Source organism: Sphingomonas sp., assembly GCF_017304615.1.
Classification (GTDB): Bacteria; Pseudomonadota; Alphaproteobacteria; order Sphingomonadales; family Sphingomonadaceae; genus Sphingomonas.
The window spans coordinates 388,913-411,430 of sequence record NZ_JAFKLZ010000002.1; the positions used below are offsets into that span (position 1 = coordinate 388,913).

Below are 22,518 nucleotides of genomic sequence, written 5' to 3' on the forward strand. Positions count from 1 at the left end.
GAGCCTGAACCCGTGAGGGTTCGATCACGCTGCATAACGCCTCGATGAGAAGAATATGCATGTTGCAGCGCAAAAAGTCAAGATCGGGACGAGGTCGCGCCTACAGCGAACGCCCGATCAGTTCCTTCATGATCTCGTTGGTCCCGCCATAGATCCGGCTGACTCGTGCCGCGCGCCACATGCGGGCGATGGGGTATTCGTTCATATAGCCCGCGCCACCGTGAAGTTGGAGGCACTTGTCCATCACCTCCCATTGCAGTTCGGTGTGCCACAATTTCGCGGCGGCGCCCTCGGTCGGGGTGAGTTCGCCCTTCAGGTGGCGCTGGATCGCCCAGTCGAGATGCGCCCAGCCGACCTGAAGCTTGGCGGCGAGATCGGCGAGGACGAACTTGGTGTTCTGGAAATCGAACACCATCCCCGCGAACGCCTTGCGCGTCTTGGTGAACTCGACCGTCTCGTCGAACGCCTTTTGCGCGCTGGCCTGCGTCCCGACCGCGATCGAGAGGCGCTCCTGCGGCAATTGGCTCATCAGGTAGATGAAGCCTTTGCCCTCCTCGCCCAAGCAATTGGTCATCGGCACGCGGACATCCTCGAAGAACAGTTCGGACGTGTCCGCCGCGTCCTGACCGATCTTGTCGAGCTTGCGCCCGCGCTTGAACCCTTCGCGATCCGCCTCGACCAGGATTATCGACATGCCCTTATAGGCGGGCTTGGCGTCGGGATCGGTCTTGGCGACGACCAGCACCAGGTCGGCGTTCTGGCCGTTGGTGATGTAGGTCTTGCTGCCATTGACGACGTAATGGTTGCCGTCCTTCTTGGCGCTGGTACGGATAGACTGGAGGTCTGACCCCGTTCCCGGCTCGGTCATTGCGATCGCGGTGATCGTCTCGCCGCTGACGAGCCGCGGCAGCCACTGCTTCTTTTGCTCCTCCGATCCGTACGCCTCGAGATAGCCGCACACGATATCGGATTGCAGCGCGAAGCCCGCGGGGACGCCGATATACGACATCTCCTCGTCGACGATCGCATTGTAGCCGAAGTCCAGCCCCAGCCCGCCATAGGCCTCCGGCACGGTCGGGCACAGCATCCCGATCTCGCCCGCCTTGCGCCAGAACTCCTTGGGAACCAGCCGGCCCTGCTCCCATTCGTTGACGTGGGGCACGCCCTCCTTTTGAAGGAATGACCGCACGGTCTGGCGGAACGCCTCGTGATCCTCGTTATAGGCAAAGCGGCCGGGCACGCTGTCGGGGGTCATGTCAGTCCTCTCCTGCAACCTTTTCCCTGATGTGGCGGGCAACCGGGCGGCTGGTCAATCCCCCGTAGGTGCGGCTAGGATCACCGACGACAAAAGGAGAGCGCATGAAACTGGCAAGCTTGAAGCAAGGTCGCGACGGCAAGCTCGTCGTCGTGTCAGACGATCTGGCCTGGTACGCTGATGCCGGGCACATCGCGCCGACGCTGCAGGCCGCGCTCGATGATTGGGACCGGTTGCTGCCCGATCTGATCGTGCTGGCGACGGATGTGCGCAACCAGGCGATCCCGCTGGAGCGATTCCACGAACACGACGCCGCGTCACCGCTGCCGCGCGCCTATCAATGGGCGGACGGGTCGGCGTATGTGAACCATGTCGCGCTGGTGCGGCAGGCGCGCGCGGCGGAGATGCCCGACAGCTTCTGGCACGATCCGTTGATGTATCAGGGCGGATCGGACGGGTTCCTCGGCCCGCGCGACCCGATCCCGCTCGCCGACGAAAGCTGGGGCTGCGATATGGAGGCCGAGGTCGTGGTGGTCACCGGCGACGTGCCGCTCGGTGCGAGCCGCGATCAGGCGCTCGACGCGATCCTGTTGGTCGGCCTAACCAACGACGTATCCTTGCGCAACCTCATCCCCGGCGAACTCGCCAAGGGGTTTGGCTTCTTCCAGTCGAAGCCCGCCAGCGCCTTCTCGCCGGTGTTCGTCACCCCAGACGCACTCGGGGACTGGTGGAAAGACGGCAAACTCCACCGCAAGCTGATGGTCGACCTCAACGGCGAGCCGTTCGGCCGCGCCGATGCTGGCGAGGACATGACGTTCGACTTCGGCACCTTGGTTGCGCATGCCGCCAAGACGCGCAAGCTCGGCGCGGGCACGATCGTCGGGTCGGGCACCGTGTCCAACCGCGACGCAGATGGCGGTCCGGGCAAGCCAATCGCCGATGGGGGCGTCGGCTATTCGTGCCTGGCGGAGGTGCGCACGGTCGAGACGATCACGGCCGGCAAGCCGGTCACGCCATTCCTCAAGAAAGGCGATACCGTCCGCATCTGGGCCGAGGACGACCGGCATCACCCGATCTTCGGCGTCATCGAGCAAACTGTCGGAGCGTGACGGCGTTACGGTGACTCGCCAAGCCGCTTGAAATAAAATAACAACGGGTGAAAGGCGGCGGCCAAGCGTTTAGCCGTCGAGTCGAACCCGGAGAGAGCATGGCCAGCGAGTCACCGCGCGCCAATCTGAAGCCCCTGTCGCTGCACGTTCCCGAGCCCAAGTTCCGGCCCGGCGATACGGTCGATTTTGCGGCGGTCGAAGTCCCTGCCGCGGGCAGCGTCCGTCGACCCGACACCACCGACGCGCCCAGGGACTTCATCGACCTGGCGTATACGATGGTCCGCGTGCTCGACGAGAACGACCGCGCGGTCGGGCCGTGGGACCCCAAGCTGACCCCCGACACGCTGCGCCGGATGCTCCGCAACATGGCGCTGGTCCGCGCGTTCGACGAACGCATGTTCCGCGCGCAGCGGCAGGGCAAGACCAGCTTCTACATGAAGAGCCTCGGCGAGGAGGCGGTGTCGGTCGGCGCGGCCGCCGCGCTCGCCGCCGACGACATGTGCTTCCCGTCCTATCGCCAGCAGGGCGTGCTGGTCTCGCGCGGGTGCCCGATCGTCGACATGATGAACCAGATCTATTCGAACGCCGGCGACAAGCTGCAGGGCAAGCAGCTCCCCATCATGTATTCGGAGCGGCGCTTCTCGTTTTTCTCGATTTCTGGCAATCTCACGACGCAATATCCGCAAGCGGTCGGCTGGGCGATGGCGTCGGCGTCGCGCGGCGATACGCGGATCGCGGCGACATGGTGCGGCGAGGGATCGACGGCGGAGGGCGACTTCCACTCCGCCCTCACCTTCGCGACGGTCTATCGCGCGCCGGTGATTTTCAACGTCGTCAACAATCAGTGGGCGATTTCGAGCTTTTCGGGCTTTGCGGGCGCGGAGGCGACGACATTTGCGGCGCGCGCGGTGGGCTATGGCATCGCCGGGCTGCGGGTCGACGGCAATGACGCCCTTGCCGTCTATGCCGCCACCGAATGGGCGGCGGAGCGCGCGCGGACCAACCAGGGTCCGACGCTGATCGAGCATTTCACCTATCGCGCGGAAGGCCATTCGACCTCCGACGATCCGACCCAGTATCGCTCGGCGGGCGAACCGACCGCCTGGCCGCTCGGCGACCCGGTCGTGCGGCTCAAGAACCACCTGATCGCGATCGGCGAGTGGGATGAGGAACGGCACGCCGCGCAGGACCTCGAACTCGCCGAAATGGTCAAGGCGGCGCAGAAGGAGGCCGAGAAGAACGGCATCCTTGGCCACGGCCTGCACCAGCCGCTCGACAGCCTGTTCGACGGCGTGTTCGAAGAAATGCCGTGGCATCTGCGCGAGCAGCAGGCGCAGATGATCGCCGAGGAAACCGCAAGCGGCCGGCCATGGGCTCGCAAGAAATGAGCGACGTGTTGGAAATCGAAAACACCGCCAGCACCGGCGAAACCACCCGCATGAACATGATTCAGGCGATCAATTCGGCGCTCGACGTGATGATGGCGCGCGATCCCGACGTGATCGTGATGGGCGAGGATGTCGGCTATTTCGGCGGCGTGTTCCGCGCGACCGCGGGCTTGCAGGCCAAGCACGGCAAGACCCGCGTGTTCGACACCCCCATCACCGAATGCGGCATCGTCGGCGTTGCGGTCGGGATGGGCGCCTATGGCCTGCGCCCAGTGCCCGAGATCCAGTTCGCCGATTACATCTACCCGGCACTCGACCAGTTGGTGAGCGAGGCGGCGCGGTTGCGCTATCGCTCGGCAGGCGAGTTCATCGCGCCGATGACGATCCGCTCCCCCTACGGCGGCGGCATTTTCGGCGGGCAAACGCACTCGCAATCGCCCGAGGGTATCTTCACGCACGTTTCAGGGGTTAAGACGGTGATCCCGGCGACGCCGTACGACGCCAAGGGGCTGCTGATCGCGGCGATCGAAGACAACGACCCCACCATCTTCTTCGAGCCCAAGCGCATCTATAACGGCCCGTTCAACGGCCATTGGGATCGTCCGGCGGAGAATTGGTCGTCGCATCCCGGCGGCGAGGTGCCGACCGGCTACTATAAGGTGCCGCTGGGCAAGGCGAACGTCGTGCGCAGCGGCGAGGCGCTGACGATCCTCTGCTACGGCACGATGGTCCATGTTTGTCAGAAGGTGGTCGACGAAGCCGGGGTCGATGCCGAAATCCTCGATCTGCGCACGCTCGTGCCGCTCGACATCGAGGCGATCGAGGAATCGGTGAAGAAGACCGGACGGTGCATGATCGTCCATGAAGCGACGCGCACCAGCGGGTTCGGCGCCGAACTGTCGGCGCTGGTGCAGGAGCGTTGCTTCTATCACCTAGAAGCGCCGATCGAGCGAGTCACCGGGTTCGACACGCCGTATCCCCACAGCCTGGAATGGGCCTATTTCCCCGGCCCCGTCCGCATCGGACAGGCGCTCAAGAAGATCATGAAGGACTGACCGCGATGGCGCGTTTCGAATTCCGCCTGCCCGACATCGGCGAAGGCATCGCCGAGGCCGAGATCGTCGCGTGGCACGTCAAGGTCGGCGACACCGTGAGCGAGGACCAACAGCTCGCCGACATGATGACCGACAAGGCGACGGTGGAGATGGAATCGCCGGTCGCGGGGACGGTGATCGAGCTGGCGGGCGAGGTCGGCGATCAAGTGCCGATCGGATCGACCCTGGTGGTGATCGAGGTTGCGGGCGACGCCCCCGCCGTGCCTGCGCCGAAGGACATTGGCGAGGAAGTCGCCGAACAGCTCGGCATCGAAGACGAGGAGACGTTCGAGGCAGAGACGCCGGGGTTCGAAGAGGTCGCCGATAACGCAACCTCCGTCCCCGTTCGCCCTGAGCCTGTCGAAGGGCGTGTCCCGGATACACGTGCTTCGACAAGCTCAGCACGAACGGAGGATTCAGCTCCTGCGAAGGCCGTGCTCGCCTCTCCCGCGGTCCGCCAGCGGGCAAAGGAGCTCGGCGTCGACCTGGCGCAAGTCAAGGCCGACGGCGGCCGCGTACGCCATGCCGATCTCGACGCGTTCCTTCGCTATGGCTCTGACCAGGGCTATCACGCGCCGCACGCCAGTCGCGCGCGCGACGACGAGACGATCAAAGTCATCGGCATGCGCCGCCGCATCGCGGAGAACATGGCCGCGGCGAAGCGCCACATTCCCCACTTCACCTATGTCGACGAAGTCGACGTCACGGCGCTCGAGGACATGCGCGCGGACCTGAACGCCAATCGCGGACCCCGGCCCAAGCTGACGATGCTGCCGCTGTTGATCGTCGCGATCTGCCGCTCGCTGCCCGACTTCCCGATGCTCAATGCGCGCTACGACGACGATGCGGGCGTGGTGACACGGTCGGGCCGCGTCCATCTCGGGATGGCGACGCAGACCGATGCTGGGTTGACCGTCCCCGTCATCCGCGACGCGCAGGACAAGAATGTCTGGCAGCTCGCGAGCGAGATCACTCGCCTTGCCGAAGCCGCGCGGGCCAACAAGCTCAAGTCCGAGGAGCTGCAAGGCGGCACGATCACTGTCACCAGCCTCGGCCCGCTCGGCGGGATCGCGACGACGCCGGTCATCAACCGCCCCGAAGTCGCGATCATCGGCCCCAACAAGATCGTCGAGCGTCCGGTGTTCCGCGGCGACGACATCATCCGCGCCAAGCTGATGAACCTGTCGATCAGCTGCGACCACCGCGTCGTCGATGGCTGGGACGCGGCGAGCTACGTCCAGGCGCTCAGGAAGTATCTCGAGACGCCGGTGTTGCTGTTCGCGGACTAACCGCAACACCGCGACATATTTGTGCGACAAAGCAAGGCTAGCGCTGCGCCGGTAACGACGGAGCGTGGGCGATGCTGGGGACGATGTTGGTCTGGGCGTTGATGGCGGCGCAGGACGCGCCGCCGCTTGCCGGCACGTTGCCGCCCCTCCCGCCGCCACGGCCGGCCGGCGAACGGCGGGAGGATCGTCCGCGCGGGAAATTGTTCATCAGCCCGATGGGGGAACCGTTCCGGGGATCCGATCCGATCCGGCAATGGTTCGACGGCGCCGACACCAACAAGGACGGCGCGCTGACCGCCGACGAGTTCGTCGCCGATGCGATGCGATTCTTCGCGGTGCTCGATCGCGGCAAGGACGGCGAGATCGATCCCGACGACATTGAATTCTACGAGACCAAGCTCGCCCCGGAAATCCGCACCGGCGGTGAAGGCGCGGCGGCGGGCCCACGAGCCAGCGGCGGCGGTGGGCGGCGCGGCGGCGGACGCCGTGGCGGAGGGGGCGGTGGCGGTCCCGGCGGTGGCGGCATGGGCGGTGGCCAGCCGGGCGGCTTCTCGTTCGGCAATGGCGGATCGGCCAAAACGCCCAAATATTCCGACACCAAACGCGGCGCCGCGCGCTTTTCGTTCTTCGACTATCCAGAGCCGGTCGTGGTGGCCGACACCAATTTCAACCGCGGCGTCGATCCGAACGAGTTCCGCGCGGCCGCGCTGGATCGTTTCGCGATGCTCGACAAGAACCATGACGGACGAATCACGCGCGGCGAACTGCCCAGCATCGAGCTGCCGATGGACGACGGCCCACGGTGGCGTGGCGGGTTTGGCGGCCGGCCGCCCGGCGCGCGACCCGACAAGGAAGACGATACCGGCGAGTGACATTAAACTAATTGGTTGACAGTTATCGCGAGCCGCCGTAATTCAACCGTATGGTTGAACGACTCGACTTGACCTTCGCCGCCCTCGCCGACCCGACGCGCCGCGCGATGCTGGCCAGCCTCGCCTCGGGCGAACGGTCGGTCGGCGAACTCGCCGCCCCCTTCGCGATGAGCTTCGCCGGGGCCGCCAAGCATGTCGGCGTGCTCGAACGCGCGGGCCTGGTCGAGCGCCGCCGCGCCGGTCGCCAGCAATTATGCCGGCTCAAGGCCGACCGGCTGCGCGAGGCCGACCAATGGCTGCGGCAATGGGAGCAATTCTGGAATGCGAGCCTCGACCGGCTCGAAGCGATTATCGCGGAGGATAAGCATGACTGACACCATCACTACGCGCGAACTGCGCTTCGACCGCGTGCTCGACGCACCAGTCGAGACCGTGTGGCGCTATCTGATCGAGCCCGACCTGCGCGCCCGCTGGTTCATGGGCGGCGAGACCGAGCCGCGCGTCGGCGGCAAGTTCGGGCTGACCTTCAATCACGATGCGCTGTCGGACGGCGACGCGCCGGGGCCGGAGCGCTATGCGAAGAATGCCGGCAAGGCCTGGTTCGAGACGATTGAGGCGATCGACCCGCCGCACCTGCTGTCCTTCACCTGGGACAATGGCGAAGCGGGACGGGTGACGATCGAGCTGACTCCGATAGACGAAGGCAGGACGCGGCTCGTCCTCACGCACAGCGGCCTGCGCGGCCCCGACGACGCGCGCAGCTTCGGCGGCGGCTGGGGATCGCATCTCGACGCGCTCGAACGTCGCATCGTCGGCAAGGGTGTGGAGAATTTCTGGGAACTCCACGCGGCCGCCGAAGCGCGCGCCGTGGCGGCGCTGGGGTAGCCCATCGGCTTGACGACGGCGCGGCGCGGCATGGTAAATGCGGCGCCGTGACCCCAAGCCAGCATCTCCACGGCCACCTGATCGGCCAACCCGGCTCGCGCGACCGGCTCAACACGCCGGCCTTGATCGTCGATCTCGACGCGCTGGAGGCGAACATCGCGACGATGGCGGCGTTCGCGCGTGAGGCAGGCGTCGCACTCCGGCCGCACGCCAAGACGCACAAGAGCGCCGACATCGCCCGGTTGCAAATCGACGCGGGCGCGATCGGCATATGCTGCGCCAAAATCGGGGAGGCCGAAGCGTTGGCGGCGGAAGGGATCGAGTCGATCCTGCTTACCTCGCCCGTCATCACCGGCCCCGCGATCGAACGGCTGGCCGCGCTCAACCGGCATATCCCCCGCCTCGCCGTCGTGGCCGATCACCCGGATGCTGTCGCGGCCATCGCCAACGCCAACACGGGCCGCCCACTACGCGTGCTGGTCGATGTCGATCCGGGCACCCATCGAACCGGCGTCGCGTCGCCCGCCGACGCCGTCATACTGGCGCAGCGGATCGCCGACGCCCCGCAACTCGTCTATGGCGGCGTGCAATTCTATTGCGGATTGCAACAGCATATCGCGGCCTTCGCGGACCGGCGCTCTGCGATCGCCGACCGCACCGCCTATCTGCAATCCATCATCGCCGCGCTGGCCGAAGCCGGCCTGCCGCCCCCGACCGTCACCGGCGGCGGCACCGGCACGCACCGGATCGACGCCGAACTCGGGGTGCTGACCGAGCTTCAGGTCGGATCCTATGTGTTCATGGACCGAGAATATCGCGACTGCGACCTCGGCGCGTCGTTCGCCACAGCGCTGACGGTCGACACAAGCGTGATCAGTGCCAACGCGCCCGGCATGGCGACGCTCGATGCAGGGATTAAGGCGTTCGCGACCGAAGCGGGGCCGCCAGTGATCTTGTCGGGCGCGCCGGACGGTAGCTCCTATCGGTTCATGGGCGACGAACATGGCGCCGTCATCGTCCCGGGCGGCGCGTCCGCGCCCGGTCTTGGAACCCGCCTGTCGCTGATGACCCCTCATTGCGACCCGACGGTCAACCTCTACGACGCCTATCACGTCGTGCGACGGGAAATGTTGGTGGCGATCTGGCCAGTGACGGCCCGCGGCCGATCGGCCTGACGCCGCCACGCGCCAAAGGCAGGAAATGGTGCCCAGAAGAGCTTTCTAGCAAAGCACCTAAGCGATTGATTTCACAGTCAAATCAGAGACTTGCGAAGTCGCCAGAGGCAACGATATCATGATCTGAATTCGTGGAAAAGGGTGGACATCGTCGGACGCGCTAATTCGAGCCCCGCCTTAACGACCTGAGAACCGCACGCTCCGCGCGAAGCTTGAATAAGTGTCCAGCTCGTGAATTCCGCAGCAACCGGTTCAGCCATCTTGCTCTCGCTCCTGCTGATATGACCGACACCGAATTGGATTCAGAGAACTTCCACTTTGAATTCGGGCTTTCCCGACCAGGTCAGACGATACATTCCGCCTTGAACGACCGATTGCACAACATTGGGCCACAATGCTGCGATGCAGGGCTCGCCACCATGCCGCACCGATGGATAGATAATCCCATTGTGGCCAGCGGCACGGGCGCTCGCGGCGATGGCATTGCCCGCCGGATATCCAATCGACGGGTTGGCATCGAGGCTGGGGTGGTCCGGCACCTGCCGAAGGTCGACGAAAACGCCCGACATGCTTGAAAGCATCTCGCCATACTCGACAACGGCATTGAAGTCGTTGGCGTCGGCCAGCGCATTGGTCAGGTGATAGCCGACCTCGCGAATGCAGGTCTCGACATCAATAGCTGCATACCACGCGCCTCGGTCTGCCGGATTGAATCGCATTGGTTCGCGCGGCTTTGCATACGCGAAGCTCGCATTGATGAACTTTGCATGCGGCACGCCATGCACAAGTTCGGCGGCGGGAATGCCGCCTTGGCCACGCTCTTCGGCGATCAGCCGGCTGCTCGTCGCCGCCTCGATTTCGGCGAGCAGCGCGAGTTCATCCGCGTCGTCGACCAACGGCGCCATGACAGCGTCGCGCAGACGCGCACTGCTGACGAGCCGAACTGTGCGCGGAAAGGCTTCGCGCACGAGCGGTATGCCATCCATCACGCCTGGGTCAGAGTCCGCCACGCAGCGCGTCTACATATTGTCGCGTCTCGAGCATACGCGGGATGCCGCCTGAGATCATCGCCTGCACAGGCGACATCCGATCGAAGACTGGACCGCGATTAGGCAACGTTGGCCACCGATCGGCCATGTCATCGGCGAAAAGCAGGTGGAGCCCCTTGAATAGCCCGATCAATGCTGAAGCACGAGTGAGCTGGTCCTGCGAGAACACACCTTCCCATTTTCCGGACTTTATCCGGTCCCACGTGCTCTCAGAAACGCCAAGGAGCGCAGCGCCCTCCGCATTGCTGCCACCCCAAGCGTCTACCAGACGAAGTACTGCCTTCGCGGCGGCCGGTGTCAAACGCCGACGATCGTCATCACCGGCAAAATTTTGAAGGGCGCCAACGACTGCAGCCGGCTGCTGTAGGGCAACAACATTGCTCATAACGCATCTCCTGACGCTTTAATAGGCATCACAAGATGCTGTGTCAAGAGTTTGTTCCGGTCTCGTTCCGGCGAACGAGACAAGTGAATGCACCCACGGCTGAACGTAGCTACCGCCGCATTCTCCCCTTGGTACGGTCTAGAACAAAGAAGGAACCTTTGTTATACTCGGACGGCGGAATAGTCTCGCTTTTTGGCATTCTAAGGTGGCGCGATGATCGGGGTCACCCTATAGCGATGGTGCGGGAGTCGGTCATGAATTTTGAAGCAGTCGCGTCGTCGTTGCGCGAGGACGCAAGGGCAAGTGTGACTGAAATCGACCTCGACGCGAGTGCAACGACGGCGCCGACGCCTGGCGTCATTGCAGCGGTAGTTGCTGCCATGTCAGAAGGTTACGGTAATCCGTCGAGCGGCCATGGCCGCGGTGACGCAGCCCGTCGGATCCTGGCTGATGCTCGCGATGCAGTGAACGAACTGATTAGCGGAGCGAGCGAGGACGGTGTCACATTCACCTCGGGCTGCACTGAGGCGAATAACCTTGTTTTGCGTAGTTTTGCAGGCGCTCCCGCGCGGATTATCACTACTGCGGTCGAGCACCCGTCGGTGATCGCGACGGTCAACGACATTCGTGCGACCGGCGGCCTTGTGACCATCCTTGGCGTTGACGGCGATGGGGGCATTGATCTGACGGAACTGCGCACCGCGGTGAATGCGGCAAGCGGACCATGTTTGGTGTCGATCCAGCTGGCGAATTCCGAAACTGGCATTCTGCAAGACGCTCGTGCGATCGCAGCGATCGTCTCAGGGTCGGCCGATTGCTTCTTTCATGCCGACGCCGCCCAGGCTGTCGGAAAGATCGACCTCACTGTAGGTCGTGGTGTTGGGCCAGATGTCGTGACTTTGTCGGGGCACAAGCTCCACGCACCGATGGGGATTGGCGCGGTTGTCGTGGCCGCTGACAGCCACATTCCGCTGCAAGCGCTATTGCGCGGCGGCGAACAGGAGCATGGATTGCGCGCAGGCACCGAGGCTGTGCCAGCGATCGCCGGCCTCGCGGCTGCATGCCAAGAATGGGCGGGCATGCGCGGCGAGCGACAGCGCACTCTGACCGAAATGCAAAGCGCGCTTGAAGCGCGGCTCGCCGCGATTGACGGCGCCATCATCAACGGTGCGGCTTCACCCCGCCTTCCCAATGTGACGAACGTGCGGTTTGCTGGGATCGATGCGATGGCGCTGGTCGCCAACCTTGATGCGCGCGGCATATATGTGTCGCAAGGATCGGCGTGCTCGAGCCGCCGGCCCGAACCGTCGCCCGTGTTGGTTGCGATGGGCTTGAGCGAAGGCGAGGCCTTCTCGGCGATCCGTCTGTCGTTGTCGGTCCATAATCAGGCGAGCGATGTTGATCTGGCAGCCAGAGCCATCGCTGAGATCGTGGCACAGATGCGAGGCGGGCTGTGACGATCGCCCTGCAGCGCTACGCGTACGGCGGCCATTACACCTTTCCGGTGCGGTATGGTTGGCTACCGAAGGGCATCAACCGACTGGTCGAAACTGGCGGCTTCTCGGCCTCAACCGATGTGGCCGATGCGCTCGGACTTGGCTCGAAGATGGTGGACTCGCTTGGCTTCTGGCTTCGCGCCATGGGTTTGAGTGTCGAAGACGCCGACACCAAGACGCGCGGTGCATCCGAAATTGCCCACCTGATTGCCGAACGCGATCGGTTCTGTGAGCTGCCTGGCACATGGTGGTTCCTGCACCTGGCCTTGGCGCGGACACCTGGCACCGTGTGGTCGTGGTTTTTCAATGTCTATGCTGATCGCATTTTCGATCGAAATGGCTGCATCGACGCATTTATCGAGCATACCCGCGCGCGTGCGATCCGGGCGGCGTCGCCGCAGATGGCGCAAAAGGACGTGGCCTGTCTGCTGGCGGCGTACGGCAGTCGTCCGGGAGTCGACTATGTTGATCCCGACGATCTCGGCGCGTGCCCGTTGCGCGAGCTCGGCTTGATATATCGCCACGCGCATGTTCAGCGCTTCGAGCGCACCCGTCTTCCCGCGGGCGTGCCCCCCGAAGCGTTACTTGCGTGCGTGTCGGCGCTGGTCGAGGATAGTGGTCGCAGTGCTTTCTCGCTGCGTGAGCTCGCAACGATTGCACATGGGCCAGGGAGAATATTCTGCGCGGGGTTAGACGCCTTGGAGACGATGGTCGCAAACGCCGCGGCCGCCTCACCGCACGCGCAGCTCGACTCGCTCGCCGGCGAACGCATGCTCATAGTCGAACCGCAACCGATGACCGCGTGGATGAGCGATCTGTACGAGCGCCTCGAGGCCAGCGCGTGACGGCATTGAGCGCCTTTTTCCGGTCGATGAGCTTGGTCGAGGATCTGCCCCATCCCCACCGGTTTCTGCATTATCATCCGACGCGGCGGGCCCTGCCAATCGTGGCTCAAGTGCTTCGCCCTGGTGCGGCGACAATGGTGATCGCGCCTTACGGCAGCGGCAAGAGCCTGGCGGCGGGCGTTGGCGGATTGTTCGTCGACAATGCCGACGAACATGCCGTGTCGCTAGGGCAGTTGGTAGAACGGATCGCGCGCGTCGATCCGCCGCTCGCGGCAATGCTGGGCGAGCGGGTTGCGGCGGGCACGCGCGGCAAAGTGGTCGTGTTGTCGGGGCTGATCGGAGATCCGCTCGCGGCGATCGCCCACGCGATAGGCATGGCCCATGTTCCAAAGTCGGTTGAAGGCTTTGGCAAGGCGATGCGCGATGCTGGTTGGGATCATGTTGCGATCATCTGGGATGAGTTCGGACGGCATCTTGAGGGTTTGATCGCCGATGGCCGGTCGAGCGAGCTCGACATCATTCAGCGATTGGCAGAGCGAGCTGCGCGCGCCGATGACCCCAGTCTCAGCCTGACCCTGCTGCTTCATCAAAATCTCCTGGCCTATGCCACCCGGCTGAACGAAACGTCGCGCAATGAATGGCGCAAGATCGAGGGGCGTTTTTCTGCGCTCCGCTTGATCGAGGACAGCCAGGAGTTCTTCGAGCTCGTCGCTGAAGTCGTGACAAGTTTGCGCGGGGCGGGATCGCGACCAGCGGCGCCCGCCGCTAGCCTTGTGCGCGCTGCGATCGAGGCCGGATGGTTTGACGGTATGGACGATGAGCAGCGCGTCAGTGCGTTGCTCAAGGGCGCAGCCCCTTTGTCTGCGGGCGCCTTGCAGGTCCTGCCAACCCTGGTCGCCCGGGTCGGACAGAATGAGCGCAGCTTATTCTCCTTCCTGCGTGAGCAGGATCTCAGCTTCCCGGCTGGGATTGAGGATGTTTACGTTGCCTTTGCCGATGCGATGCGCACCGATGTCGGTATTGGCGGCACCTACCGCCGATGGGTCGAGACCGAAAGCGCACGCTCGCGGGCAAATAGTGCGCTGAAACGCGAGCTGCTGGCGGCCGCTTGCCTGTTGCAGCTTGGCGGAAGCGGCGAACGGCGGCGGGTTTCACGTGCGGTTGTCGAACTGGCCGTAGCCAGTGATGTGAACACACGGCAAGCGATCGCGCACGCGTTCGATGAGCTGGTCTCATCGCGGCTCTTGCTGTGGCGGCAACATAATGACGACGTCGCCGTCTGGCATGGCGCTGATATCGATGTGGCCCTGCGCGTACGCGAAGAACGCGATCGCCGCTCAGGTGACTTTGGACTGCGCGATTTCCTCAATCAGCGCTTTCCCGCGCCGCATGTGCGCGCGCCTGGCCACAACGCCGATTTCGGGGTCAATCGCTTCCTTGAGGGACGTTATCTGTTGCCTGCAGACATGGCGGCGCCGATTGGGCTCGACGTCAGTACGAGCGGCGTCGTCGGCTATTTGCTGGCGGAAGATCGTGCGGACATCGAACGCGCGCGCAAGGCCGCTGCGCAGTCCGATGAAGCGCGTGTCGTGCTGGTGGTTCCGGACCGGCCGCTCGATATCACCGGCGCAGCGCTCGAGCTGGTCGCAATTGAAGCGTTGAGCAAGGACGCCGATTTCCTGGCATCGGATCCGATGATCCCGACCGAGATCGACGAACTGCACTCGGTGGCGTTCGAGCAGCTCGCGCGGATGATGCGCGTGCTGCTTGATCCAAGTGGGAGCCATGCAAGCTGGTTCAGCGCAGGTGAGAAGTTGCGGGTCACGGCCGAGCGACCAGCTTCGGTGTCAGCCTCGCGCCTGCTCGGCGAATGGTATGCGCAAACGCCGCGGATCGCCAATGAGCAGCTGATGCGCAGCACCGCGTCGCGCACGATGCAGACAGCGCGAGTTCGCGTCGTGAGCTCCATTCTTGAGCGTAGCGATCAGCCGACGCTCGGCTATGAAGACAGTGACGGGAGCGCCGAAGCGTCGATCTATCGCACTGTGGTCGAACGCACGGGACTGCGACGCGCGAGTGAAGCCCGGTTTGCCGACCCTGATCAGGTCGATGACGCTGGGCTCAAGGAAGTGTGGCTGCAGATCGCTGGCTTTTTCCGTCAGCCGAGCCAATCGCGGCAACCAGCCTATCGCGGGCTGGCAACGTTGACCGACATGCTGGCCGCACCGCCGATCGGACTGCCCCGCGCGGTGATGCCGGTGTTGATTGCGGCTGGGTACCGACATTTTGCGCGCGCCGTCGCCCTCTACCGTGACGGTCAATATGTGCCCGACATCCTGGGCTTCCCGTTCGACCAGATGGTATCGACGCCCGAGAGCTATTGCGTGCGTGTGCTCAAGGTGACCCCTGAACTCACCGAATATCTGTCGGAAATCTGTTACGCGTTCGCCCATGAGCGGCCAGCGGCCGATGATGAATTGATCCGCAAGGCGCATGATGCGGTCCGCGGTTGGCTGTTGACCGTGACCGACGGCGCTCGCCGCTCGACACGCTTGGGAGCGCCCGCGCGGGCGTTGCTGCGCGCGGTGGGCAATGCCAGCGATCCGATCGATCTGCTCATCCAAGATATCCCGGAAGCCTTTGGCGCGTCATCGCCAAGCGTGCGCCTGGTTGAGCGGGTTGAGCACGCGCGGCACCAGATAGACAAGCTGCGCGATGACTATGCCGATGAAGCGGTCGAGGTCATTCGCAGCAGCTTCGAGCGCTACGCAACCGATAAGACGGCGGCTGTCGACGCGATCAAGAGTTGGGCGGGCTGTTTCGCGGTCGATGATCTCGACGCGGCGGCATCGCTGCGCATCGTCGACCGGTCGGTGGTGCGCAAGGCGTTGGAGACCGCCAATGGTCGCTTCTCGGAGAAGTCGCTGGCCAATGCGCTGAGCTCAATTCTGCTGCAGCGTAGTCTCGATAAATGGGACGATCGAACCGCACCGCAATTTCGGACAGCACTCCGCGAGGCGCGCGAGCGGGTCGAAGCGGCCGCGCTTGATACCGATCGCCCGCGCGCTGCGCTGAGGCCTATCATCGAAGCAAAATTGGGCGAGCTTACCGGAATGCTTGCTCGAATCGATGAGAGCAAGGACAGCAGTGGCGGGGATAGTGTGAAGATCGTGGGAGGGGTGCGGTGAGCGTAACCATTACAAGTGTCGACGACGCTGTCCGCGATAAGAGTGCTCGTCACATTGTGCCGATCTCTGGCGGCAAGGATTCTTCAGCGCTGGCGGTGTATCTGCGTCAGCGTAATCCCGAGGTGAAGTTTGAATATGTTTTCTCGGATACAGGCGTAGAACTGCCCGAAACCTATGATTTCCTCGACCGGCTCGAGAATGTGCTCGGGATCGAAGTCCACCGCGTGTCGGCAATGGACCTGTTTGACGTCGCGGAAAAGCCGGGGCGGACGGCCTTCGACGTCGCGCTATATGAACATTTCGCCGGGTTTCTGCCCAGCCCGCGTGCACGCTGGTGCACACGGATCATGAAGATCGCGCCGTTCGAGCGGTTTGTCGGCACGGATCGCGCGTATTCGTACATTGGTATCCGCGCCGACGAGAATCGTGCGGGCTATCTTGGCACTGGCACGGCGGGTGCCAAGCCGGTGGTGATTTCCGAACAGCCCAACATCACGCCTGTCTATCCCTATCGTGACGATTGTATCGACGTGGCTGAGGTCGGTCGCATTCTCGAGAGCGCCGGGCTCAGGTTGCCGGACTATTATGAGTGGCGCAGTCGCTCGGGCTGCTACTTCTGCTTCTATCAGCAGATTGGCGAATGGCAGGGCCTGAAGGAGCGTCACCCGACGCTGTACGAGCGTGCCAAAGCCTATGAGACGATGAAGGGCGGCCGGAAGTACACTTGGGTCGATGGGCGTTCGCTCGACGATGTCGAGCGCATGCCGCGGCGCGCGATCAAGGCCAAGGCCGATGACGGCTGTGCGGTGTGTCATCTGTGAGTGCCTGCCAGTCGAGTTCGCTGGTTTCATTTCTGCGGATCTTTGGTCCGTCGGCTGAAACCGACGCGCTGAGCGATGAGAATGTCCGCAAGGCGCTGGCAGAGTTCGGGGTGCAGCCAATCGTCACGCCAGCGCCGCAGCTCGAGAAGCTCAAGACGGCCTTATGCGGCGAGACGCCGAGTAACGTCATCCTGACTGGTACCGCTGGCGACGGTAAGACCTACCATATCCGGCAGCTGCTCCTCGGCGAGCTCAATATGGCGCCGGAATTGTGGCCAGGCGACGCACCCGTGCTCGAAGTGTCGTTGCCAAGCGGAATTCCGCTACGCGTCATTCGCGACCTGAGTGAGCTCGAAGACGATGAGAAGGATGCAGAGCTCGCGGCGATCATCGCCTGCCTCAAGGGCAAACGAACCGACGTCCGCTATTTGATTGCCGCGAACGACGGACAATTGCTGCGCTATTTTCGCGACAGCACGACGGTTGGTGCGGGCGCGATCCACGCCGAGCTCGCGCGGATGTTGCGGTCCGAGGTCGGTAAGAGTGCGCTCGACCTGGTGCTGCTCAATTTAAGCCGCAGTTGGAGCGGCGAGACCGTCGACAAGATATTCGATGCAGTGATCGATCACCCTGATTGGGCCAGCTCGTGCGATGGATGCCCGGGAACTGGAGTGGCCAACCCTTGCCCTATCCGTCTCAACCAGAGCATTTTGCGCGGCGACGACGGTGCAGGACTGAATTTCCGCACCCGAATCAAGGATGCGTTGCGCGTCGGTGCGGCCAACGACAGCCATATCCCTATTCGCTATCTGATCATGCTTGCGGTCAATATTCTGTTGGGCGACCGGCAAGTGGCCGACGATCCTCTACTCGATTGCGATCGCGCCAAACAGCGTGCGGCCAAGGGCAATTACGAACTATGCAACCCGTATGACAATGCGCTCGGGCTCAACATGCCCAAGCGCCAGCGCGACGCCAATGTCGTGTTCAGCCAGCTGGCCTCGCTCGGTCTCGGCGAAGAGACCAACAATCTTCTCGACGAGGCACTGACCAAAGGCGAACCCAAGGCCCTGGCCGAGGAAATCTTCGCGACCGAGAAAATGTATGGCGAGCGGCTCTTCGCGCCTGCGCACCATGCTTATTATGTGACTGCGGATCGCAGCAAGGCGGACGAGTTTCGCGGCAGCATTGCGACGCAGCGTCGCCGCGCGTTTTTCCGGATGTCGGCGTCTCATGAGGGCATGGCGTCGCCCTGGCGGTTCACGGTGCTGCATCATGCTGGCACCTATCTTGATGTTATCGCGGCGCTGACCGATGCGGACGCCAACAAGACCTTCCTCGACCAGATCACGCGGCGGCTGATCAAGGGTCTCAACCGCGCCTATCTCGGCATGATGGCCGAGGAGACCGAGAAATTGTGGCTCGCTGGCACGATCGGTCGCACCGACGACACGGTAGGTCGGATAGCGACCGTCGACGCGATCGCGCGGGCAACGCGCGCGCAGAGCATCAAGCTGGACATGGACCGCGGCAAGCGCCGCCCGGTGCTCCTGGTGCGCAGCAAGTCGCTCGACGAGCCCATTGAGCCGCTCGAGTTGCGGCCGTTGTTGTTCGAGTACCTCCTGCGCGTCGACGAGGGCAGCTTGCCATCGAGTTTCTCCCGCCAGTGCCAACAGGAGGTGCGCCAGTTTGCGCTGATTACGAACGCTGCCTTTGGCGACGAGGGCGATGAAGGCGATGTGAGCAGCGTCTTTGTGCTGTCCCTGAGCGCGACAGGGAATGTCGACGCAAAGACGTTAGAGGTGTGACGATGGCAGAGGTCGAACGCTCGCCCCTGTTAGTCGCGAACAGTCTGGAGCCACCGCGCAATTTGCAGGTGTCGCAGATCGGTCTGTGGTGCGAGATCCCGATCTGGGGATTGCTGCTCTACGATAATCAAACACCGTGGCTGACGTTGCTCGAGACGCTGCATATCTGTTTCGCGCGGGTGAGCCACAAGAAATCCGTTTTCCCGCCGGAGACCAGCGATGGCGAGCATGAGTGGATCAATTACGAGGCGCCGTTGGCGCTTGGGTTGCGCCATTTGCTGTTCGAAGATCAGCACATCGACGAGATCGCCAGCTCCGGTACCGAGAATGGAACGATGTGGTCGACCTGGATCGCCGAGCTCGGGGTCAAGCCGCCCGTGAACATTGCGCATTTGCGCAAGACGTTCCCGCAATTTCAGGATTTGGCCAACGCGGTCGCCTTGCTGCGCAGCGGCCAGGTCGATGGCAATAATGGCCGGCGCCCAACGTCCCGGCATTTGCTGCCGCTCGGCCCATCAATGCTGTTTGCGGACGTGAAGGAGGTCGAGCACACGTCAGATCGACGCTTCATGCGACGCAATGGCGAGCTCATATTCCTGATGCTTAATCGGTCGTCGTTGCGCACCGAGGTCGCCAACCTGATCCAGAGCGAGCTGATCGGCGCGGACAGTCCGTGGAACCGCCTGGCGCGCAAACTGATGGGCGGGGATGCCTATGAGGATCAGCCTCGGTCGCTGAACACCGGATTTTTGCCGCTCGCCGAGCATGGGGCCTATGAGCGGCTCGCGCAAGACTGGCGGGCAATTCTGTCATTGAAGAAGATGCCGGTTGCGACCTCCCTCGCACCGCTGGCTCGACTGAGCAGCTTCAACCTTTTGCTCTACATCGTTGAGCGGGCGGTTGAAGTGACCGAAGGTCCGGGCGGCTATGTTCCACCCTATGTGTTCGACATGGTCGGCAACACGTCGGGGAATGGGCTGCGCAAGCTGTCACAGAACCTGTTGCAGCAGCACCGACGCTTGATGCCGAGCGCAACACGCGCATTTGTCGAGGCCTATCGCCAGAGTGACGAGTGGCAGGCGATTGAAGGGACCGACCAGGCAAGTCTGACGGCCTGCAACCGGCTCCAGCAGCGTTTCTTGTGGAAGCGCGACATCGGTACCGATCCGGACGCGATGCCGAGCCCGAGCGAGCAGATCGAACTGCTGATCAATGAAGTGCAAAAGTCGCACAGTCACTCAGTGAGCGCGATGTATGTGGCGCACAGCCGGCAAATCGGGGCGATCACGGCGCGTGCGGGCGTCGGGACTTGGTATGCGCCAAATGATGAACTGATCGAAGCGCTGGTGCTCGCCAATGTTGCTGGCCCGATTGAGCTCGACGCGTTCTTGGAAAAGCTGTTCGACCGCTACCGCATCGTCATTGGCGCGCAGGAGGCAATGCGGGCGTTCGACGGCGAGCTACCCGAGGTCGACGCGACATTCCGTGAGAATGAGCGAAGTTTCGAAGATCGTTTGCGCATGCTCGGGTTTCTCGAACGCAAATCCGATGACTGCGCCTTTGTGTTCAACCCTTTCCACCCGGACACCAGCTTGACCGACGGGGATCATGATGTCGCCGCTTGAGATTATCGGTCAGGTCACCGCGACGCGGCTCGCCGATATGCTCGAGCGTCCGGGCACACGAGCGCTGTTCGGCATCATGGGACTGAAGCCCGATGTTACCAGCGCGATCGCGCGCAAAGTGGCGGCGATCCCAGCGGTCGGGAAGATTGAGGTATTCGTCCATCCCTCGCTCAAGGACGGCAATATCGGCGCAGCCCAAGAATCGCGCAGGACGGCGACCTGGCACCGCAACCACCCTACCGAAGGTGTGCGTGCGGCGATCTTTTCGGTGCCAGCCACGCAGATCCGCGCGGTCGAGCAGAGCCTCAACCATATCACGCGGATCGACGAAAGCTGGCTGCTCGAACGTCCTGACCTTTGGGCGCAGACGGCACTTGCGCACAGTGTTGAGAGTACGCGCAAGGACTTTGGGACGATCCTCGACGGGCTGATCTGCAGCGATCTTGTCGTCACGCCAGTGTTGCTTGCAGCCTTTTGCGCGCGCGTAGCTACGACAATGCGCGATGGCGGGTCGATGCTCGAAAATGCCGTGCGCGAGAGCTTGCCAGCGTTGCGCTTGCCCCGAAATGCGGGTGACGCGAAATCGACAATTGCGGAATCGCCAGGCGCGGCACGCGATTTCTTTCAGCGCTTGCGCAGCGAGGCGCAGCCCTATCTCTACCGGCGTGCCCGCGACGGTGAGACGCTGGCGTCCGGTGATTTGCGGCGCAAGCTCGATGACCTCCGCCAGACGCATGCGATAAGTGCGGACAATGCCGCTCGCGTCGACGCGCTCTGCGATGATCGCAACGTGCGCGATGGTCAGTGGAGCAAGGCTCAGGCGGATGCCGCCGAGATCCCCTGGGACGACCTTAGCGCCATCTTTGTGTCGGCCAAGAAAACGGAGAAGCCGAGCTTTGGGCAAGAAACCAAGCGGCTGTTTGACGAGCAGTTCCGCGGCACGCTGACCAAGGAGGAGACCGACTTCCTCGAAGGCTTGCAAAGTGATGTCGCGAAGCCTGGCGTCAAAAAGATCGATGACTTCTTCGAGACGCATCGCGAGCGATTGAAGAGCCGGCCGCCGCTCTACCGCCGCTGGGAAAAGTTGATTTTCAAACAGTCGATCGAGGTCGACGATCTCACCGAAGGTCTGCTGCGGCTGATTGACCGGGTCTGCTCCGAAGACGACGGCAGTGGGCGCGTTGTCTATTTGTGGCTGCGCGGTTCCGATCAGGCGAGCTTTTGGGCGAATGAAAAGCTCAAGCCGCAACTCCTGTATTTGCGCGATCGCTACCGCGGGCTGGCAACCTTATTGGCGCCTGCAATCAAACTGGATTTCGGTCGTTGCTGGGCGACCGACTGGGAACATGAGACGATCGAGAGTGCCTCGAGCACGACCACGATCGAGTTTGAAGCCTTTCTGGTCGATGTGGCTGACCTCCCGACGCTGTCCTCAGGGAAAGTCGGCAACCCCTTCGCACGAGCGCAGATGAGCTGGCGGCCCAAACCCAATGCGGTTGGCTATGCGCTGCAAGCGGAGCTGCGCTTCCTTAAGCCAGCAAGCGCTGTGTGCGCCTTTTTGCTGACCGGATCGGTTGCCGAAAACCGGCGCGCGCGGCGCGGCGCGAGCGGCATCGATCTCGAGGATGCAGGCTCGCTCGTCGATACGTTCGGCATGCAGGCGGGCGTGCTCGCAAACTCCGAGGATCAGCGCAATCATGTTTGCGCGCGGTTCGAGACGGCGCTGGGCGAGTTGCGCGGTGACGCTGTCATCAGCGATGCGGGTGCTGTCGCGATTGCCGCAAGCTTTGCGACGTTCCGCGAGCGTTACACCACCGCGATCAGCGCTCTGATCGACGGCGACGGCCTGGCTGATCCGGCGCTGATCGAGCAGGCCGAAGCTTACGGCCGCTTGTTCGAGACCTTGTATACCCATGCCGCGTCCGAGCCCGGCTTGCGCGAACTGGTGGCGCCACTGCTCGAGATTGGCTGCATCCAGGTTGAGGGCAAGCGTGCCGCTGCGATCATTGCCAGTTGGCATCCGCTGCGCCTGGCAGAAATCCGCGCCAAGGCGCTCCAGATGGCAGAAGCGGCCACGGCAATCCTGACCCGCCAATGCTGCGCAGCGGACAGGCGCTGGCGACTATCTTGAGAGCCGTATTCGTACGCTGGCGGGCAGCTATTACGCTGACATCGGCCGCGGCATCGGCACGCGCTCGACTTTATTGGCCGAGACTCAGCGGGTGCTGGATTGC

18 protein-coding genes are annotated in these 22,518 nt (G+C 63.3%); 15 read left to right on the forward strand and 3 right to left on the reverse strand.

What is annotated here, in order from left to right; translation table 11 throughout:
- Positions 1–100: 100 nt before the first annotated feature.
- On the reverse strand, positions 101–1,255 hold the full coding sequence (locus J0J06_RS10185; protein ID WP_294041601.1) for an acyl-CoA dehydrogenase family protein: 1,155 nt from the start codon (positions 1,253–1,255) through the stop codon (positions 101–103).
- A 104-nt stretch (positions 1,256–1,359) separates the two neighbouring features.
- Here J0J06_RS10185 and J0J06_RS10190 point away from each other — a divergent pair, with 104 nt between their 5' ends.
- The 8 genes from J0J06_RS10190 to J0J06_RS10225 all read left to right on the forward strand — a co-directional run bounded on the left by J0J06_RS10190 (position 1,360) and on the right by J0J06_RS10225 (position 9,067).
- The gene (locus J0J06_RS10190; RefSeq protein WP_294041603.1) at positions 1,360–2,364 is read left to right on the forward strand and encodes a fumarylacetoacetate hydrolase family protein; all 1,005 of its coding nucleotides are present in this window, start codon (positions 1,360–1,362) and stop codon (positions 2,362–2,364) included.
- A gap of 98 nt (positions 2,365–2,462) precedes the next feature.
- On the forward strand, positions 2,463–3,752 hold the full coding sequence (locus tag J0J06_RS10195; RefSeq protein ID WP_294041605.1) for a 3-methyl-2-oxobutanoate dehydrogenase (2-methylpropanoyl-transferring) subunit alpha: 1,290 nt from the start codon (positions 2,463–2,465) through the stop codon (positions 3,750–3,752).
- A 50-nt stretch (positions 3,753–3,802) separates the two neighbouring features.
- The gene (locus tag J0J06_RS10200; protein WP_294042474.1) at positions 3,803–4,807 is read left to right on the forward strand and encodes an alpha-ketoacid dehydrogenase subunit beta; all 1,005 of its coding nucleotides are present in this window, start codon (positions 3,803–3,805) and stop codon (positions 4,805–4,807) included.
- Positions 4,808–4,812: 5 nt separating this feature from the next.
- Complete coding sequence (locus tag J0J06_RS10205) at positions 4,813–6,135, forward strand: dihydrolipoamide acetyltransferase family protein (RefSeq protein ID WP_294041606.1); 1,323 nt, start codon at positions 4,813–4,815, stop codon at positions 6,133–6,135.
- Positions 6,136–6,206: 71 nt separating this feature from the next.
- Positions 6,207–7,007, forward strand: a complete 801-nt coding sequence (locus J0J06_RS10210; RefSeq protein ID WP_294041608.1) for an EF-hand domain-containing protein — start codon at positions 6,207–6,209, stop codon at positions 7,005–7,007.
- Positions 7,008–7,057: 50 nt separating this feature from the next.
- On the forward strand, positions 7,058–7,381 hold the full coding sequence (locus tag J0J06_RS10215) for a metalloregulator ArsR/SmtB family transcription factor (RefSeq protein WP_294041610.1): 324 nt from the start codon (positions 7,058–7,060) through the stop codon (positions 7,379–7,381).
- Entirely contained in the window at positions 7,374–7,892 is a 519-nt protein-coding gene (locus J0J06_RS10220) for an SRPBCC family protein (RefSeq protein WP_294041611.1), read from the forward strand. The genes J0J06_RS10215 and J0J06_RS10220 overlap by 8 nt, the downstream gene beginning before the upstream one ends.
- Before the next feature lie 47 nt (positions 7,893–7,939).
- A complete protein-coding gene (locus J0J06_RS10225) occupies positions 7,940–9,067 on the forward strand; it encodes a DSD1 family PLP-dependent enzyme (RefSeq protein ID WP_294041612.1) in 1,128 nt (375 codons plus the stop codon).
- 302 nt (positions 9,068–9,369) lie between these two features.
- Here J0J06_RS10225 and J0J06_RS10230 read toward each other — a convergent pair whose 3' ends face one another.
- Together J0J06_RS10230 and J0J06_RS10235 are read right to left on the reverse strand one after the other, a co-directional pair.
- Complete coding sequence (locus J0J06_RS10230) at positions 9,370–10,053, reverse strand: RES family NAD+ phosphorylase (protein ID WP_294041614.1); 684 nt, start codon at positions 10,051–10,053, stop codon at positions 9,370–9,372.
- Between the two features lie 10 nt (positions 10,054–10,063).
- Positions 10,064–10,501, reverse strand: coding sequence for an antitoxin Xre-like helix-turn-helix domain-containing protein (locus tag J0J06_RS10235; protein ID WP_294041616.1), 438 nt, complete (start codon positions 10,499–10,501; stop codon positions 10,064–10,066).
- Positions 10,502–10,755: 254 nt separating this feature from the next.
- Here J0J06_RS10235 and J0J06_RS10240 point away from each other — a divergent pair, with 254 nt between their 5' ends.
- From J0J06_RS10240 to J0J06_RS10270, 7 genes are read left to right on the forward strand one after another with little or no spacing between them, the layout of a single operon-like run.
- Positions 10,756–11,958, forward strand: a complete 1,203-nt coding sequence (locus J0J06_RS10240; RefSeq protein ID WP_294041618.1) for a cysteine desulfurase family protein — start codon at positions 10,756–10,758, stop codon at positions 11,956–11,958.
- Complete coding sequence (locus J0J06_RS10245) at positions 11,955–12,842, forward strand: DUF4007 family protein (protein ID WP_294041619.1); 888 nt, start codon at positions 11,955–11,957, stop codon at positions 12,840–12,842. The genes J0J06_RS10240 and J0J06_RS10245 overlap by 4 nt, the downstream gene beginning before the upstream one ends.
- A complete protein-coding gene (locus tag J0J06_RS10250) occupies positions 12,839–16,030 on the forward strand; it encodes a hypothetical protein (protein ID WP_294041621.1) in 3,192 nt (1,063 codons plus the stop codon). The genes J0J06_RS10245 and J0J06_RS10250 overlap by 4 nt, the downstream gene beginning before the upstream one ends.
- Positions 16,027–16,851, forward strand: a complete 825-nt coding sequence (locus J0J06_RS10255; protein WP_294041623.1) for a phosphoadenosine phosphosulfate reductase family protein — start codon at positions 16,027–16,029, stop codon at positions 16,849–16,851. The genes J0J06_RS10250 and J0J06_RS10255 overlap by 4 nt, the downstream gene beginning before the upstream one ends.
- Positions 16,848–18,659: a hypothetical protein gene (locus tag J0J06_RS10260; protein WP_294041625.1), complete on the forward strand. Its 1,812-nt coding sequence runs from the start codon at positions 16,848–16,850 to the stop codon at positions 18,657–18,659. The genes J0J06_RS10255 and J0J06_RS10260 overlap by 4 nt, the downstream gene beginning before the upstream one ends.
- Positions 18,660–18,661: 2 nt before the next feature.
- Positions 18,662–20,284: a hypothetical protein gene (locus J0J06_RS10265; RefSeq protein ID WP_294041627.1), complete on the forward strand. Its 1,623-nt coding sequence runs from the start codon at positions 18,662–18,664 to the stop codon at positions 20,282–20,284.
- Positions 20,268–22,415 carry a hypothetical protein gene (locus J0J06_RS10270; protein ID WP_294041629.1) on the forward strand — a complete coding sequence of 716 codons (2,148 nt, stop codon included), beginning with the start codon at positions 20,268–20,270 and terminating at the stop codon, positions 22,413–22,415. Before J0J06_RS10265 ends, J0J06_RS10270 begins: the two co-directional genes overlap by 17 nt.
- The last annotated feature ends 103 nt before the right edge of the window (positions 22,416–22,518 follow it).